Annotated in this window: 15 protein-coding genes and 1 riboswitch; of the genes, 9 read left to right on the top strand and 6 right to left on the bottom strand. The window is 41.2% G+C overall.

Going from position 1 to position 15,689, the window contains the following annotated elements:
- Positions 1-792: a bifunctional hydroxymethylpyrimidine kinase/phosphomethylpyrimidine kinase gene (gene thiD, locus N8L33_RS01290; RefSeq protein ID WP_261058086.1), complete on the bottom strand. Its 792-nt coding sequence runs from the start codon at positions 790-792 to the stop codon at positions 1-3.
- An 83-nt stretch (positions 793-875) separates the two neighbouring features.
- Positions 876-973: riboswitch (TPP riboswitch) on the bottom strand.
- Between the two features lie 183 nt (positions 974-1,156).
- Between thiD and N8L33_RS01285 the strand changes: the two genes are divergently transcribed.
- From N8L33_RS01285 to N8L33_RS01265, 5 genes are all read left to right on the top strand, one after another.
- A complete protein-coding gene (locus N8L33_RS01285) occupies positions 1,157-1,552 on the top strand; it encodes a CopY/TcrY family copper transport repressor (RefSeq protein WP_261058085.1) in 396 nt (131 codons plus the stop codon).
- Between the two features lie 10 nt (positions 1,553-1,562).
- Positions 1,563-1,934: a cupredoxin domain-containing protein gene (locus N8L33_RS01280; RefSeq protein ID WP_261058084.1), complete on the top strand. Its 372-nt coding sequence runs from the start codon at positions 1,563-1,565 to the stop codon at positions 1,932-1,934.
- A gap of 9 nt (positions 1,935-1,943) precedes the next feature.
- Positions 1,944-4,187 (top strand): heavy metal translocating P-type ATPase, encoded by a 2,244-nt coding sequence (locus N8L33_RS01275; RefSeq protein WP_261058083.1) that lies wholly within the window; start codon positions 1,944-1,946, stop codon positions 4,185-4,187.
- Positions 4,188-4,509: 322 nt separating this feature from the next.
- The gene (spxB, locus tag N8L33_RS01270) at positions 4,510-6,285 is read left to right on the top strand and encodes a pyruvate oxidase (protein WP_000191819.1); all 1,776 of its coding nucleotides are present in this window, start codon (positions 4,510-4,512) and stop codon (positions 6,283-6,285) included.
- A gap of 58 nt (positions 6,286-6,343) precedes the next feature.
- Positions 6,344-6,691, top strand: a complete 348-nt coding sequence (locus N8L33_RS01265) for a VOC family protein (RefSeq protein WP_001052638.1) — start codon at positions 6,344-6,346, stop codon at positions 6,689-6,691.
- 165 nt (positions 6,692-6,856) lie between these two features.
- On the opposite strand, the gene N8L33_RS01260 is transcribed toward N8L33_RS01265, so the two are convergent.
- Positions 6,857-7,201, bottom strand: coding sequence for a lipopolysaccharide assembly protein LapA domain-containing protein (locus N8L33_RS01260; protein ID WP_000913393.1), 345 nt, complete (start codon positions 7,199-7,201; stop codon positions 6,857-6,859).
- 326 nt (positions 7,202-7,527) lie between these two features.
- On the opposite strand from N8L33_RS01260, the gene N8L33_RS01255 reads away from it, so the two are divergent.
- The 3 genes from N8L33_RS01255 (at position 7,528) to manA (ending at position 10,424) form a co-directional block, all read left to right on the top strand.
- The gene (locus N8L33_RS01255) at positions 7,528-7,788 is read left to right on the top strand and encodes a SemiSWEET family transporter (RefSeq protein ID WP_001291473.1); all 261 of its coding nucleotides are present in this window, start codon (positions 7,528-7,530) and stop codon (positions 7,786-7,788) included.
- A gap of 131 nt (positions 7,789-7,919) precedes the next feature.
- The gene (locus tag N8L33_RS01250) at positions 7,920-9,359 is read left to right on the top strand and encodes a 6-phospho-beta-glucosidase (protein ID WP_261058082.1); all 1,440 of its coding nucleotides are present in this window, start codon (positions 7,920-7,922) and stop codon (positions 9,357-9,359) included.
- A gap of 120 nt (positions 9,360-9,479) precedes the next feature.
- A complete protein-coding gene (gene manA, locus N8L33_RS01245; protein ID WP_020903485.1) occupies positions 9,480-10,424 on the top strand; it encodes a mannose-6-phosphate isomerase, class I in 945 nt (314 codons plus the stop codon).
- A gap of 39 nt (positions 10,425-10,463) precedes the next feature.
- Here manA and N8L33_RS01240 read toward each other — a convergent pair whose 3' ends face one another.
- Complete coding sequence (locus tag N8L33_RS01240; protein WP_023947248.1) at positions 10,464-11,804, bottom strand: sodium-dependent transporter; 1,341 nt, start codon at positions 11,802-11,804, stop codon at positions 10,464-10,466.
- A gap of 350 nt (positions 11,805-12,154) precedes the next feature.
- Between N8L33_RS01240 and N8L33_RS01235 the strand changes: the two genes are divergently transcribed.
- Positions 12,155-12,895, top strand: coding sequence for a MerR family transcriptional regulator (locus tag N8L33_RS01235; RefSeq protein WP_261058081.1), 741 nt, complete (start codon positions 12,155-12,157; stop codon positions 12,893-12,895).
- 40 nt (positions 12,896-12,935) lie between these two features.
- Here the strand turns inward: N8L33_RS01235 and N8L33_RS01230 are convergent, their stop codons facing one another.
- From N8L33_RS01230 to N8L33_RS01220, 3 genes are read right to left on the bottom strand one after another with little or no spacing between them, the layout of a single operon-like run.
- A complete protein-coding gene (locus N8L33_RS01230) occupies positions 12,936-13,457 on the bottom strand; it encodes a DUF1697 domain-containing protein (protein ID WP_261058080.1) in 522 nt (173 codons plus the stop codon).
- 48 nt (positions 13,458-13,505) lie between these two features.
- Entirely contained in the window at positions 13,506-14,678 is a 1,173-nt protein-coding gene (gene aao, locus N8L33_RS01225) for an aminoacetone oxidase (protein ID WP_261058079.1), read from the bottom strand.
- Between the two features lie 58 nt (positions 14,679-14,736).
- Complete coding sequence (locus N8L33_RS01220) at positions 14,737-15,582, bottom strand: DegV family protein (RefSeq protein ID WP_261058078.1); 846 nt, start codon at positions 15,580-15,582, stop codon at positions 14,737-14,739.
- Positions 15,583-15,689 lie beyond the last annotated feature (107 nt).

The following is a 15,689-nucleotide window of genomic DNA, read 5'->3' as shown; positions in this document are numbered from 1 at the left end:
TTAATCTTTAAAGCTTGTATGGTTGACTGGGCCAGAACCATGACCGAGTTGAGGGGCGTCTTGGATGGCTTTCGTGATAAAGGCCTTGGCTTTATCGACTGCTTGATAGAGGGTTTTCCCCTTGGCTAGTTCAGCAGTAATCACTGCAGCAAAGGTACATCCAGTACCATGTGTATGACAGGTTTGAATTCGTGGGCTTTCCCAGACAAATTGCTCATCCTTTGTAAAGAGGAAATCCTTGGCACCGCCTTCGAGATGCCCGCCTTTAATAACAACAGACTGAGGACCAAATTCTTTTAAAATCAGGCGTCCGGCACGCTGCATGTCTTCAGGATCATGGATTGAAAAACCAACAATCTCTTCCGCCTCAGGAAGATTGGGTGTGATGATGGTTGCAAGGGGAAGCAGGTTTGTTTTTAGGTAGCTTCTGGCACTGGTATCAATCAGGGTGTCTCCGCTCGTAGCGACCATAACAGGGTCAAGGACGTATGGACAATCCAGCTTTTTAAGATAGGGCTGGATGATTTCCATAATTTCAGTAGTAGCCAACATCCCTGTTTTTACAGCCTGAGGCTTGATATCTGAAAAGACACTATCCAATTGGGCTTTTAACATTTGAGGAGAAACGTGCTCGATTAATTGAACACCTCTGGTATTTTGAGCGACAAGACTGGTTACAACGGCCATTCCGTAGACATCTCTAGCTTGGAACGACTTTAAATCTGCCATAATGCCAGCACCACCACTAGGGTCAGTCCCTGCAATGGTCAAAGCAACGGGTAAATAAGTCATCTAAAACCTCCCAACCAACTGAAGTTTGTATTCTTAAGAACAAGCTGGTCTGTTTTAGAAAGGTAATAGAAGACTGCAAGTCCCCATTATCATTTCCACTTCCATCAGCTAGCATTACCTAGATTGAGTCAAAGGGTCTAACAGTTGTTAATCTCAGCTTTACGCACCCCTAGTGGTTGTTTTCTTTTTTCTTTAGTATAGCATATTTTTATAGTTTATATAGTGAAAATTGACTGCAAATAGTTTTTCAAATGATTAAAATTCAATTTTTCAAAGAAAAGATTAATTTCATAGTTGACAAATGTAGATTTTCCGAGTATACTAATAATTGTAATCGACAAATGTAGATTTTGGAGGTGTACTGATGCAGATTTCAGATGCAGAATGGCAGGTCATGAAAATTATTTGGATGCAAGGAGAGCAGACCAGTACGGATTTGATCAGGGTTCTGGCGGAGCGGTTCGACTGGTCCAAGTCAACCATTCAAACTCTTTTGGCTCGTCTGGTTGAGAAAGAGTGTCTGACGAGGAAAAAAGAAGGCAAGTTCTTTGTCTATTCAGCCCTTTTAACTTTGGACCAAAGTCGGGATTTACTTGTCCAAGATATAAAGGACAAGGTTTGTTCTCGTAGGATTAAGAACTTGTTGGCTGATTTGATTACTGAATGTGATTTTACTCAGGCTGACTTGAAAGACTTGGAAGCTGTGATTTCTGAGAAGAAATCAAACGCTGTATCAGAAGTAAAATGTAATTGTATGTAAAGGAGACGTCATGTTGAATATTATTGTAACCATTATTTGTATTGCCCTTATCGTGTTTATCTTGTTTTGGTTTTTCAAAAAGCCTGAAAAATCTGAACAAAAGGCCCAGCAAAAAAAAGGCTATCAAGAGATTCGAGTGGAGGTCATGGGGGGCTATACGCCTGAGTTGATTATCCTCAAGAAATCAGTGCCAGCCCGCATTGTCTTTGACCGTAAGGATCCTTCACCCTGTCTGGATCAAATTGTTTTTCCAGATTTTGGTGTACATGCGGACCTGCCTATGGGGGAAGAGTATATAGTGGAAATCACGCCTGAGCAGGCTGGAGAGTATGGTTTCTCTTGTGGCATGAATATGATGCACGGCAAGATGATTGTAGAATAGGAGAATGATATGACTGAAATTGTAAAAGCAAGTGTTGAAAATGGTGTTCAAAAAATCCGTATCACGGCAGACAAAGGCTACCATCCAGCTCATATACAGCTTCAAAAAGGGATTCCAGCTGAGATCACCTTTCATCGAGCAACTCCTTCAAACTGTTACAAGGAAATTCTTTTTGAAGAAGAAGGTATCTTGGAACCAATTGGTGTAGATGAGGAGAAAGTCATTCGTTTTACACCTCAAGAATTAGGTCAACATGAATTTTCTTGTGGTATGAAGATGCAAAAAGGAAGTTATACAGTTGTTGAGAAGACTCGAAAATCTCTATCACTTTTACAGCGTTTTTGGATTACCAGTATCTTTACTGTGCCTCTTGTGATCCTCATGATTGGGATGTCGACAGGAGGAATTAGTCACCAAGTCATGCGTTGGGGCACCTTTTTAGCCACAACACCGATTATGCTAGTAGCAGGTGGTCCTTATATCCAAAGTGCTTGGGCTAGTTTTAAAAAGCACAATGCCAACATGGATACCTTGGTTGCTCTGGGAACCCTAGTGGCCTATTTCTATAGCTTAGTTGCCCTCTTCGCTGGTCTCCCCGTTTACTTTGAAAGTGCTGCATTTATCTTCTTCTTTGTTCTTATGGGAGCTGTTTTTGAGGAGAAAATGCGGAAAAATACTTCCCAAGCCGTGGAGAAATTACTTGACTTGCAGGCTAAAACTGCAGAAGTCTTGCGTGAGGATAACTATGTTCAAGTTCCTTTGGAGCAAGTCAAGGTAGGTGATCTGATTCGAGTGCGTCCCGGTGAAAAGATTGCGGTTGATGGTGTCGTAGTAGAAGGTATCTCTAGTATTGATGAGTCTATGGTGACAGGTGAGAGTCTGCCTGTGGACAAGACAGTTGGAGATACCGTCATTGGCTCAACCATCAATAATAGTGGAACACTTGTTTTTAGAGCAGAAAAAGTTGGTTCAGAGACTGTTTTGGCTCAGATTGTCGATTTTGTGAAGAAAGCTCAAACCAGTCGTGCACCGATTCAGGATTTGACAGATAAGATTTCAGGGATTTTTGTACCCGCTGTTGTCATTTTAGGAATCGTGACCTTTTGGGTCTGGTTTGTCTTGCTCAGGGATAGTGTGGTCGTGCTTGGTGCCAGCTTTGTGTCCTCTCTGCTCTATGGAGTGGCGGTTTTGATTATCGCCTGCCCTTGTGCCTTGGGACTTGCAACACCGACAGCCCTTATGGTAGGGACAGGTCGTAGTGCCAAGATGGGGGTTCTCCTCAAAAATGGAACGGTTCTACAGGAAATCCAGAAAGTTCAAACTATCGTCTTTGATAAGACCGGGACTTTGACTGAAGGGAAACCTATGGTTACAGATATCATCGGCGACGAAGTAGAAGTGCTTGGATTGGCAGCTTCCTTGGAAGAAGCTTCTCAACACCCACTGGCTGAAGCCGTTGTGAAACGAGCGAGTGAAGCTGAACTTGAGCTTCAAACTGTTGAAAATTTCCAAGCCTTGCACGGAAAAGGTGTCTCAGGGCAAATCAATGGAAAACAAGTTTTGCTTGGAAATGCTAAAATGCTGGATGACATGAACATTTCTAGCACTTATCAAGAAAAACTAGAAGAACTGGAAAAAGAAGCTAAGACAGTTGTTTTCTTGGCTGTGGACAATGAAATCAAAGGCTTGCTTGCTTTGCAAGATATTCCTAAGGAAAATGCTAAGCTTGCCATCAGTCAGTTGAAAAAACGAGGTCTTAAAACAGTCATGCTGACAGGAGACAATGCAGGTGTGGCGCGTGCTATTGCCGATCAGATCGGAATCGAAGAGGTCATTGCAGGTGTCTTACCAGAAGAAAAAGCCCATGAAATCCATAAACTACAAGCGACTGGAAAAGTAGCCTTTGTTGGTGATGGTATCAATGATGCTCCTGCCCTCAGTGTAGCAGATGTGGGGATTGCTATGGGAGCTGGAACAGATATTGCCATCGAGTCAGCAGATTTGGTGTTGACAACTAATAACCTCCTAGGAGTGGTTCGTGCTTTTGATATGAGTAAGAAAACCTTTAATCGAATTCTGCTCAATCTTTTCTGGGCCTTTATCTACAATGTCGCCGGAATTCCGATTGCAGCAGGAGTCTTTTCAGGTGTTGGACTGGCCCTCAATCCAGAACTGGCAGGTCTAGCTATGGCCTTTAGTTCTGTATCCGTTCTGACCAGTTCCCTTCTCTTAAACTTTAGTAAAATAGATTAAAAGCGGGCTTGCTCGCTTTTTATACTCTTTGAAAATCTCTTCAAATCACGTCAGCTTTATCTGCAACCTCAAAGCTGTGCTTTGAGCAACCTGTGGCTAGCTTCCTAGTTTGCTCTTTGATTTTCATTGAGTATTATAAAACAGAAGCTAAAAACGTTTTCAAACTGTACTGTAATAGAGAATAAAAACTTCTGAGCAGATTCTTAGTAAACTAAAAATAAATGTGATAAATTAGTAATGTAAAAATTTACTGAAACGTTTTCAAAAACTATATGAAACCTTTTTTAGTAGATTTAAAAATATTTGAAGGAGAGTTATCATTATGACTCAAGGGAAAATTACTGCATCTGCAGCAATGCTTAACGTATTGAAAACATGGGGCGTAGACACAATCTACGGTATCCCTTCAGGAACACTCAGCTCATTGATGGATGCTTTGGCTGAAGACAAAGATATCCGTTTCTTGCAGGTTCGCCACGAAGAAACAGGTGCTCTTGCAGCGGTTATGCAAGCTAAATTCGGCGGCTCAATCGGGGTTGCAGTTGGTTCAGGTGGTCCAGGTGCGACTCACTTGATTAACGGTGTTTACGATGCAGCCATGGATAACACTCCATTCCTAGCAATCCTTGGATCACGTCCAGTTAACGAACTCAACATGGATGCTTTCCAAGAATTGAACCAAAACCCAATGTACAATGGTATCGCTGTATATAACAAACGTGTAGCTTACGCTGAGCAATTGCCAAAAGTAATTGACGAAGCTTGCCGTGCTGCAGTTTCTAAAAAAGGTCCAGCTGTTGTTGAAATCCCAGTAAACTTCGGTTTCCAAGAAATTGACGAAAACTCATACTATGGATCAGGTTCATACGAGCGTTCATTTATCGCTCCTGCTTTGAACGAAGTTGAAATCGACAAAGCTGTTGAAATCTTGAACAATGCTGAACGTCCAGTTATCTATGCTGGTTACGGTGGTGTGAAAGCTGGTGAAGTGATTACTGAATTGTCACGTAAAATCAAAGCACCAATCATCACAACTGGTAAAAACTTTGAAGCTTTCGAATGGAACTATGAAGGTTTGACAGGTTCTGCTTACCGTGTTGGTTGGAAACCAGCCAACGAAGTGGTCTTTGAAGCAGACACAGTTCTTTTCCTTGGTTCAAACTTCCCATTTGCTGAAGTTTACCAAGCATTCAAGAATACTGAAAAATTCATCCAAGTGGATATCGACCCTTACAAACTTGGTAAACGTCATGCCCTAGACGCTTCAATCCTTGGTGATGCAGGTCAAGCAGCTAAAGCTATCCTTGACAAAGTGAACCCAGTTGAATCTACTCCATGGTGGCGTGCAAACGTTAAGAACAACCAAAACTGGCGTGATTACATGAACAAAATCGAAGGTAAAACTGAGGGTGAATTGCAATTGTATCAAGTTTACAATGCAATCAACAAACATGCTGATCAAGACGCTATCTACTCAATCGACGTAGGTGACACTACTCAAACATCTACTCGTCACCTTCACATGACACCTAAGAACATGTGGCGTACATCTCCACTCTTTGCGACAATGGGTATTGCCCTTCCTGGTGGTATCGCTGCTAAGAAAGACAATCCAGATCGCCAAGTATGGAACATCATGGGTGACGGTGCATTCAACATGTGCTACCCAGACGTTATCACAAACGTTCAATACGACCTTCCAGTTATCAACGTTGTCTTCTCAAATGGTAAATATGCCTTCATCAAGGACAAATACGAAGACACAAACAAACACTTGTTTGGTTGTGACTTCCCTAATGCTGACTATGCGAAAATCGCTGAAGCTCAAGGTGCTGTAGGATTTACAGTTGACCGTATCGAAGACATCGATGCAGTTGTTGCAGAAGCTGTTAAACTCAACAAAGAAGGTAAAACTGTTGTGATCGATGCTCGCATCACTCCACACCGTCCACTTCCAGTAGAAGTACTTGAATTGGATCCAAAACTTCACTCAGAAGAAGCAATCAAAGACTTCAAGGAAAAATACGAAGCAGAAGAACTCGTACCATTCCGCCTCTTCTTGGAAGAAGAAGGATTGCAATCACGCGCAATTAAATAATTCCTTCGTGGAACTTAAAAAGATCGGAGCAATCCGGTCTTTTTATGGAGGATAGTAAATGAATTTAAATCAATTAGATATTATCGTTTCAGATGTTCCCCAAGTCTGTGCTGACTTGGAGCGTATTTTGGATAAAAAGCCCGATTATGTTGATGACAGTTTTGCTCAGTTTACGATTGGCAGTCACTGTCTGATGTTGTCCCAAAATCATTTGATTCCTTTGGAAGATTTTCAGTCAGGAATCATTCTTCATATCGAGGTTGAGGATGTAGACCAGAATTACCAACGGTTGAAAGAACTTGGTATCCAGGTTTTAAACGGACCAACTGTAACCGATTGGGGAACAGAGTCCTTATTAGTTAAAGGGCCTGCTGGTCTAGTGATTGATTTTTATCGTATGAAGTAGGTAATTCTATTATCAAATTTTTTATCTAAACATTCTTGGAGTGAAACTTAAAAAGATCGGAGCAATTCGATCTTTTTTGTATTTATGCGACTTTCAGTCCGTCTCGCTCCGTTAGGTGCGAGACAAAAAACCACCCGTTTTCACGGGTGGTTATGATTTCTACACTTATTGTTTGGCTTCCTGTTTTAATTGTTGCACCTGTTCCTCGTACTGGACAAGCTCCCTGTCTTTTATATTGATAGTCGCTTCTGCTTCAGCAATGCGGCTTCTCAGATCTTGAGTCTTGTTATGGTGATAGCTAATACCAATAGCACTACCAGCAATGATCCCGATTACTAGACAAGTAAAAATCACCAAAATCAAGGGAGCAGATAGTTGTGTAAAGACAAGACTGACAGTTACTGTTTGACGATTGAGTAGACCAAATGAGATCACAATGACTAATAAGCTCAAACCGCCAATTAGATAAGCCTTATCTTTCAGTGACAATTCATTAAATTTTTTTAGCATAAGTTCCTTTTCTCCTGACTATGTTGATAGAAAACTACACACCATTTAGGTATTAACAAAATTCATTTTACTAGAAAATTTCGATACTGTCAATAATTTCTAACGGCTTATTTACCATCAATCAATCGATTCATTGAAAAGGAGTATTCATTTTCTAATATTTGATTGAGTAAACAGAACGGAGCAATTCGGTCTTTTTTCTGTTCCCTCTTTCTTATAACAAGATTGTGATAGTTTATATCTTTATAACAAAAGTTTTAAAGACTTGATTGTTTTGAAAGAATATTTTAAAATAAGATTCAGTAAAAATGAAAGAGGTTTTGAAAATGTCTGAAAAACAAATGAAAATTTTAGGTTGGGTAGCGACCTTTATGTCTGTTATGATGTATGTGTCTTACTTCCCACAAATCATGAACAATCTGGCTGGTCAAAAAGGAAATTTCATCCAGCCCTTGGTTGCTGCCATCAACTGTAGTCTCTGGGTTTACTATGGTCTTTTCAAAAAGGAAAGAGATATTCCACTTGCAGCTGCCAATGCACCGGGTATCGTTTTTGGTCTAGTAACGGCTATTACGGCATTGATTTAAAAAGAAGACTGATTTCAGTCTTTTTTTTTCGTATATATAAGCAAGCTCAGCCCCATCATTACCCAGATAGTTTCAAACATTTTATTTTCTTTTTAGTATAATAGAAGTAATAAATCAAGTGAGGTAAAGTGATGACAGAAAGACTACAATTTCCAGATGGTTTCCTCTGGGGCGGTGCTACGGCTGCTAATCAATGTGAAGGTGCTTATAATTTAGACGGTCGTGGATTGGCCAACGTGGATGTCGTCCCCATCGGTCCAGACCGTGAAGCCATTATCACAGGTCAGAAAAAGATGTTTTCGTTTGAGGAGGGTTATTTTTACCCAGCCAAAGAAGCCATTGATATGTACCATCATTACAAGGAAGATATCGCTCTTTTTGCAGAGATGGATTTTAAGACTTATCGTCTATCCATTGCTTGGACTCGGATTTTTCCTAAAGGCGACGAAACCGAGCCAAATGAAGCTGGTCTAGCCTTTTATGAGGATTTATTTAAGGAGTGCCACAAGTATGGGATCCAACCTCTGGTAACCATTACTCATTTCGACTGTCCTATGCACTTGATTGAAAAATACGGTGGATGGCGCAATCGTCGGATGTTAGACTTCTATGAAAAACTTTGTCGCACACTCTTTACCCGCTATAAGGGGTTGGTCAAATACTGGCTTACCTTCAACGAAATCAACATGATTCTCCATGCCCCCTTTATGGGAGCTGGGATCTGTTTTGAAGAAGGAGAAAATCAAGAACAGGTCAAATACCAAGCGGCCCACCATGAGTTGGTGGCTTCAGCCCTTGCGACGAAAATTGCCCACGAAATTGACCCAGAAAACAAGGTCGGATGTATGTTGGCAGCAGGGCAATACTATCCTAACACAGCCCATCCGAGAGACTACTGGGCAGCCATGAAGGAAGATCGCAAGAGTTACTTCTTCATTGACGTTCAAGCGCGTGGGGAATACCCAAACTATGCCAAGAAGCAGTGGGAACGTGAGGGGATTGAGATTCAAATGACGGCAGAAGATTTGATTTTGTTGAAGAACAATACTGTTGACTTTGTTTCCTTCTCTTACTATGCAAGTCGAGTAGCGTCAGGTGATCCAGAAGTTAAAGAATTAACAGCTGGAAATGTTTTTGCCTCTCTCAAAAATCCCTATCTAGAATCCTCAGAATGGGGGTGGCAGATTGACCCGCTTGGTCTTCGTATCACCCTCAATGCCATCTGGGATCGTTACCAAAAGCCAATGTTCATCGTGGAAAACGGTCTAGGTGCTATGGATACACCGGATGAGAATGGTCATGTAGCAGATGACTATCGGATTGCTTACTTAGAGGCTCATATCAAGGCCATGCGAGATGCCATTTACCAAGATGGCGTTGACTTGCTTGGTTATACGACTTGGGGCTGTATCGATCTGGTTTCAGCTGGAACAGGCGAAATGAACAAGCGCTATGGCTTTATCTATGTAGATCGAGATAATGCTGGTCATGGAAGCCTCAAACGTAGCAAGAAGAAATCCTTCTACTGGTACAAGGATGTCATTGCCAGCAATGGTGCAAGCATTGAGTAGAGCACATTTGTTCACTATTTTTATAAAATCTTCTCCCTACTTTATAATATGTGAAAAAGAGTTCAACTGGAACTCTTTTTTTGCTATAATGAGGGGAGAAAAATCAGACAGGAGATCGACATGTCAGAACCATTATTTTTACAATCAGTTATGCAAGAAAAAATCTGGGGTGGTACCAAGCTACGTGATGAGTTTGGATACGACATCCCAAGTGAAAAAATCGGAGAATATTGGGCCATCTCAGCCCATCCAAATGGTGTCTCTAAAGTTGCCAATGGTTGCTACGAGGGAACAGATCTTGCTACTTTGTATGCAGAACACCGTGAATTGTTTGGCAATCGTCCAGAACCTGTATTTCCACTGTTGACTAAGATTCTGGATGCTAACGACTGGCTCAGTGTTCAAGTTCATCCAGACGATGCTTACGGACTCGAGCATGAAGGCGAACTTGGAAAAACAGAATGCTGGTACATCATCGCTGCGGATGAAGGTTCAGAGATTATCTATGGTCACAATGCCAAGTCAAAAGAAGAACTCCGCCAGCAAATCGAGGACAAGAATTGGGATGCTTTGTTGACAAAAGTACCAGTTAAAGCTGGAGATTTCTTCTATGTGCCAAGTGGCACCATGCATGCTATTGGTGCAGGTATTTTAATCCTTGAAACCCAACAGTCTAGTGACACAACCTACCGTGTCTATGACTTTGACCGTAAGGATGATAATGGTAACTTGCGTGAACTTCACCTTGAAAAATCCATCGATGTCTTGAACATTGGTGAGCCTGCAAATAGCCGTCCTGTAACTGTTAAAGCAGATGATTTGCGTTCCACTCTCCTTGTATCCAATGATTTCTTTGCAGTTTACAAGTGGGAAATTACTGGAAAAGTTGACTTCGAAAAGACAGCTGACTACAGCTTGTTTAGTGTCTTAGCTGGTCAAGGTCAACTGACTGTTGACGGAAAAAACTATCCAATCCAAAAAGGTAGCCACTTTATCCTACCAAGTGATGTTGAAGCTTGGACCTTGGAAGGACAAGATTTGGAATTGATTGTTAGCCATCCATAAAAAAGAAAGGGCCTGAGTTCATTACTCAAGTCCTTTTGATTACATAAATTGGGCGATAAAGACCACGATGATGATGATTGGAATGATGAAACGAAGAAGGAATAGCCAGACTTGGAACAGTCCCTGTTTCCATGCTATTTCATCGAGATGGAGTTCCTCCATTGCAAGAACCTTTTTAAAGATATAGCCTGTAAAAAGTGAAAGGCAGAGAGCTCCAAATGGCATAAGGAGATTGGAAACCAAGAAGTCCATAGCGTCAAAGAAGGTCTTCCCAAAGATGTGAACATCTGCCATGACACCGTAAGATAGGGCTGAAGGAATTCCAAAGACAAAGGTCAAAATTCCTAAAATGGCACTCCATTTGGCACGTTTGCTGTTATTCTGATTGGTGATATTTCCCACATTGATTTCCAGCATGACGACAGAAGAAGTGACCGTCGCAAAGAGGAAGAGCAAGAGGAAAAGGATGTAGAAAATGGTTCCAAAAGGCATCTTGTCAAAGAGTTGAGGCAAGACGATAAAGAGCAAGCTCGGTCCCCCTTCAGATTGGATATTGAAGGCTGACATAGCAGGGAAAATGGCTAGACCTGCCATGATGGACACCGAGATGTTCATTGCTACAATAGAAATTCCTGACTGGACTAGATTGGTTTTCTGATCCAAATAAGAAGCATATGTCAGCATGGCTGTAACCCCTAGTGAAAGGGCAAAGAAAGATTGTCCCAGAGCATAGAGGAGACCAGCACTGGTCAGTTTTGAAAAGTCTGGTTTGAGGAAGTAAAGAACCCCTTCCATGGCATTTGGCAAACTGAGAGAACGACCGATGATGACGACAAAGATGATAAAGAGCAGGGGCATCATGACTTTCGATGCTCTTTCAATCCCTTTTTGAACCCCACGTGATACAATAAAGATATTCAATAAGATAAAGGCCGCTTGAGCTCCTAGGGCAATGGCTGGATTTGAAATGATTGAAGTAAATAATTGAGCATAATCACCAGTTCCGCTAAGTTGGAACAATTTTCCAAACTCAATGCCTAGATAGACTAAAATCCATCCTCCAATAACACTGTAGAAAGATAAGAGGATAAAGAGGGCGAAGGCACCAATCCAACCGATAAAGTTGTACTTGCTATTCTTGCCGAGTTTTCCAAAGGTTTTGATTGCTGAGACACCAGCACTTCGGCCGAGAGCAAATTCAGCCAGCAAAAGGGGGAAACCAATTAAAATAGTGGAAATGAGAAAGACAAGTAAAAAGCCTCCTCCACCATTAGCAGCAGTCATGTAGGGGAATTTCCAAACGGCACCAAGTCCGATGGCTGAACCAGCAGATGCTAGGATAAAGCCCAGTTTAGAACCCCATTGCGATTTTTCAGACATAGTTAAACTCCTAAAATTAGTATTACAAAAGAAAAAGCTACTGCCCTTGGCAAATAGCCTCATCAGTACTCAAAATGAGCCTTTCTTTTGATTGATAGACTTGACTATCCTATCATGTTTTCTAAGGTCTGTCAAGAAAACCATTTTCATGTTATGATAAAGTAAAAAATTTCGCAAAAACGCTTGACTCTGACCTAGGGGGAGGGGTTATACTATCAATGTAATACTCTTCGAAAATCAAATTCAAATCACGTCAGCTTCCATCTGCAACCTCAAAACGGTGTTTTGAGCAGCCTGCGGCTAGCTTCCTAGTTTGCTCTTTGATTTTCATTGAGTATAAGGAGGAAATCATGTACCATATAAAAGAAGCTGCCCAGCTTTCGGGCGTCTCGGTCAAGACGCTGCACCACTACGATAAGATAGGACTTTTGGTTCCTTTAAAGTCGGAAAACGGCTATCGAACCTACAGTCAAGAGGATTTGGAGCGACTTCAGGTCATTCTGTATTACAAATATCTAGGTTTTTCTTTAGAAAAAATAGCAGAGCTATTAAAGGAAGAAAGGACAAATTTATTGCCCCATTTAACCAGGCAGTTGGACTATCTAACTCGAGAAAGGGAACATCTGGATACCTTGATTTCCACCTTGCAAAAAACTATTCAAGAACAAAAAGGAGAAAGAAAAATGACGATTGAGGAAAAATTCACTGGATTTAGCTATCAAGACAGTCAAAAATACCACCAAGAAGCGGTAGAAAAATATGGACAAGAAGTCATGGACCAAGCGCTGGAGCGCCAAAAAGGTCACGAAGACGAGGCCACAGACGCCTTCAACCAAGTTTTTCAAGCCTTGGCACAAAACCTTCAAGCTGGTCTGTCTGTAACAGCAACCGAAAACCAAGAAGAAGCAGCCAAACTATTGCAAGCTATTCGTACTTATGGATTTGACTGCTCTATTGAGGTATTCGGTCATATTGGAAAAGGCTATGTCTATAATCCAGAGTTTAAGGAAAACATTGACAAATTTGGAACTGGAACAGCCCAATATACATCAGATGTCATTGCCCACTATGTCCAAGCTCAGACAAAATAAAATCGGAGGAGTGATCTTCCGATTTTTTCTAATTTAAATACTACTTGCTTAATAATTTTTCTACCACATTTAGTTTTCGCATGGTCAAATCTACATTAAAAAGCTTTTCAAGATAGTTGGTATGGAGTTTCTTTTGTTTAGCAGTTCTAGGGAGATAGAGGTAGAGACAGTGGTTACCGATACAAATTTCTTCTTCACCGTAATCAATTTTTAATTTTTCTAAAGGAAGACTTTGAATAGGTTCTTGATAAAAAATCACGTGTACACGGTCATAAAGATAGTGTTCTCCAAACGGATTTTCTTGGACAATGTTTTTAAAAATATCCTTATTCTTAATGATTATTTTGAGATCGGCTCCAATCTTTTCCTTTATTAGAGTATGAACCTGTTCTCGTATTTCTTCGAGAGCTAAGTTACTTTCAAGAATAATATTTCCACTTTGAATATAGGTTCGAACTTGTTGAAAACCAGCTTCTGTCAAGATATCTACTAGATAAGACATTTTAGGGATAGCATTTTTTCCATTAGGAGTCACTCCCCTTAACAAGATAATATGTTCCAAAGTAGTTCCTTTCTTTTGGGGTTGATTTAGCCATTGAATAATTTAGATTTAGATTGGGTTTGATCCCGCCACCCAGCCGGTACAGAGAGCAGAAGTGATGTTAAAGCCACCCGTGTGGGCATTGATATCTAGTACCTCGCCAGCAAAGTGGAGCCCAGGCACCAGCTTACTTTCCAGAGTTTTGGGATTGATTTCCTTGAGACTGACGCCCCCTTTTGTGACGAAGGACTTGGCCAGGGACATTTTTCCAGTAACAGGGATTTTGAGTTCCTTGATAGACTGGAGAAGTTGTTCGCGTTCCTTTTCAGTCAGTTGTTTGACTTTTTCAGGATAGCCTTGCACAAAAAATTCTGCCAAGCGTTCTGGAAGCAAAGTTTTCAAGGCATTTTTCAAGGATTTTTCCCGGTTTTCTTCTAGGAATGCAGCCAAGTCCTTCTCAGAAAGTTGAGGCAAAACATCCAATGAGAGAACTTCCCCACCCTTGACAAAGCTAGACATACGTAGGGCAGCAGGGCCAGACAAACCAAAGTGGGTAAAGAGCAGATCATGCGTGATGACATGCTTGCCATAGCTTAAGGTCACATCGTCTAGTGAAATCCCCTGCAAGGCCTTGTGTGGAAAATCTGTCAACAAAGGACTTTCAGCGGCTTCAAGCTCGGTAATGGTGTGTTTAAAATGACGGGCAATTTCGTGACCGAAACCAGTCGAGCCTGTGGAAGGATAGGATTTTCCGCCAGTTGTGACAATCAGTTTATCACAAGTGAAGATTTGGTCAGTTGATTTAAGAACAAATTGGTCATCCACCTTCTTAACCGAAACAATCTCGGTTTGAGTAGCAACTTGACCACCTAGCTCAGTGATTTTCTTTTCCAAGGCTTCGATAATGGTCCGAGACTTGTCACTAGAAGGAAAGACGCGTCCGTGGTCCTCGACTTTAAGTTTAACCCCATTTTCCGTAAAAAAGTTAATGATATCATGGTTATCAAATTGGGAGAAGACACTGTAGAGAAAGCGCCCATTTCCAGGGATGCCAGCTAGCAGGTCGTCCAAGCTACCATTGTTGGTCACATTGCAACGTCCTCCACCAGTCCCAGCCAATTTTTTCCCAAGTTTCCGATTTTTTTCGATGAGGAGGGTTTTCTGTCCATAAAAGCTACTGGAAATCGTAGCCATCATACCAGCAGGTCCTCCACCGATGACAATAGTATCAAAATATTTCATAGCTCTATTGTACCACAAAAAAACAAGAGATGATGGTCACCTCTTGTCAAGAATGCAATTAGTCAATTTCATATCCCATCAGTAAACCACCATCTTCTGCATAGAAACTGCAGAGACCAGATGTTGGGAGAATTTTAATATCGGCATGTGGGAAGGTTTCTCGAATTCGCTCTGAGAGTTGTTGGCAACATTTTTCGTTATTGCGTTGGGCCATGATAATACGTCCACCAGCATATCCAGCTTTTACTAACTCTTCATAGGCTGCCTGAATCGATTTCTTTGCTCCTCGTGCTTTTTGTAGTAATTCGAGAGTTCCTGTTTCACTAGCTTCTCCAACCATACGGATGTTGAGAAGACCAACGACTGTACCGATAAGCTTGCTCAAACGGCCGTTCTTCACCAAGTTATCGACTTTGGCTAGGACAAAAAGTAACTTGGTTTTTTCTTGATAGGCAGTGATAGCTTCAACCACTTCTTCAAAAGACAAGCCCTGGTCAATCAAGTCATTCAATTTTTCTACGAGCAAGTCAACTTCCCCACCAGCAGACAAACTATCAATTACATGAATTTTAGTATCAGGATGTTCTTCCAGATAAATATTCTTAGCTAGTTGAGCACTATTGTGGCTGCCAGAAAGAGTATCAGTAATGGTTACTAGGAAAATGTTTTTGGCACCTTCAAATGCTCGCAAATAATCATCTGGGCTTGGACAAGCTGATTTTGAAGCTTCTGCGGTTGCATACATGGTTTCCATCATTTGGTCAATGTCAAGACTGGCATCATCAACAAAGACCTGATCAGCTACTTGAATGGTTAAGGGGACACTTACAAAGGTTGTGTCAATAGCTGGTGTCTCCAGCTGACGGTAATCACAACCAGAGTCAGCAATAATCTTCCAAGTCATAGAATTCTCCATCTTTGTCAGTTATACATTGACAAAGGTTCTGTCTTTTTTTACAATTATATCATGAAAACCCTTGAAACAAAAGCCTCATCCGTCTGTTGTGACAA

The organism is Streptococcus mitis, assembly GCF_946188695.1.
Taxonomy (GTDB): Bacteria; Bacillota; Bacilli; order Lactobacillales; family Streptococcaceae; genus Streptococcus; species Streptococcus mitis_DF.
This window is presented reverse-complemented; position numbering and strand designations above follow the sequence as displayed.

Coding starts and splice junctions, on each gene's coding strand:
- manA (WP_020903485.1), top strand. CDS start 9,480: ATGTCAGAACCATTATTTTTACAATCAGTTATGCAAGAAAAAATCTGG.
- N8L33_RS01275 (WP_261058083.1), top strand. CDS start 1,944: ATGACTGAAATTGTAAAAGCAAGTGTTGAAAATGGTGTTCAAAAAATC.
- N8L33_RS01285 (WP_261058085.1), top strand. CDS start 1,157: ATGCAGATTTCAGATGCAGAATGGCAGGTCATGAAAATTATTTGGATG.
- N8L33_RS01255 (WP_001291473.1), top strand. CDS start 7,528: ATGTCTGAAAAACAAATGAAAATTTTAGGTTGGGTAGCGACCTTTATG.
- N8L33_RS01280 (WP_261058084.1), top strand. CDS start 1,563: ATGTTGAATATTATTGTAACCATTATTTGTATTGCCCTTATCGTGTTT.
- thiD (WP_261058086.1), bottom strand. CDS start 792: ATGACTTATTTACCCGTTGCTTTGACCATTGCAGGGACTGACCCTAGT.
- N8L33_RS01235 (WP_261058081.1), top strand. CDS start 12,155: ATGTACCATATAAAAGAAGCTGCCCAGCTTTCGGGCGTCTCGGTCAAG.
- N8L33_RS01265 (WP_001052638.1), top strand. CDS start 6,344: ATGAATTTAAATCAATTAGATATTATCGTTTCAGATGTTCCCCAAGTC.
- aao (WP_261058079.1), bottom strand. CDS start 14,678: ATGAAATATTTTGATACTATTGTCATCGGTGGAGGACCTGCTGGTATG.
- N8L33_RS01240 (WP_023947248.1), bottom strand. CDS start 11,804: ATGTCTGAAAAATCGCAATGGGGTTCTAAACTGGGCTTTATCCTAGCA.
- N8L33_RS01260 (WP_000913393.1), bottom strand. CDS start 7,201: ATGCTAAAAAAATTTAATGAATTGTCACTGAAAGATAAGGCTTATCTA.
- spxB (WP_000191819.1), top strand. CDS start 4,510: ATGACTCAAGGGAAAATTACTGCATCTGCAGCAATGCTTAACGTATTG.
- N8L33_RS01220 (WP_261058078.1), bottom strand. CDS start 15,582: ATGACTTGGAAGATTATTGCTGACTCTGGTTGTGATTACCGTCAGCTG.
- N8L33_RS01250 (WP_261058082.1), top strand. CDS start 7,920: ATGACAGAAAGACTACAATTTCCAGATGGTTTCCTCTGGGGCGGTGCT.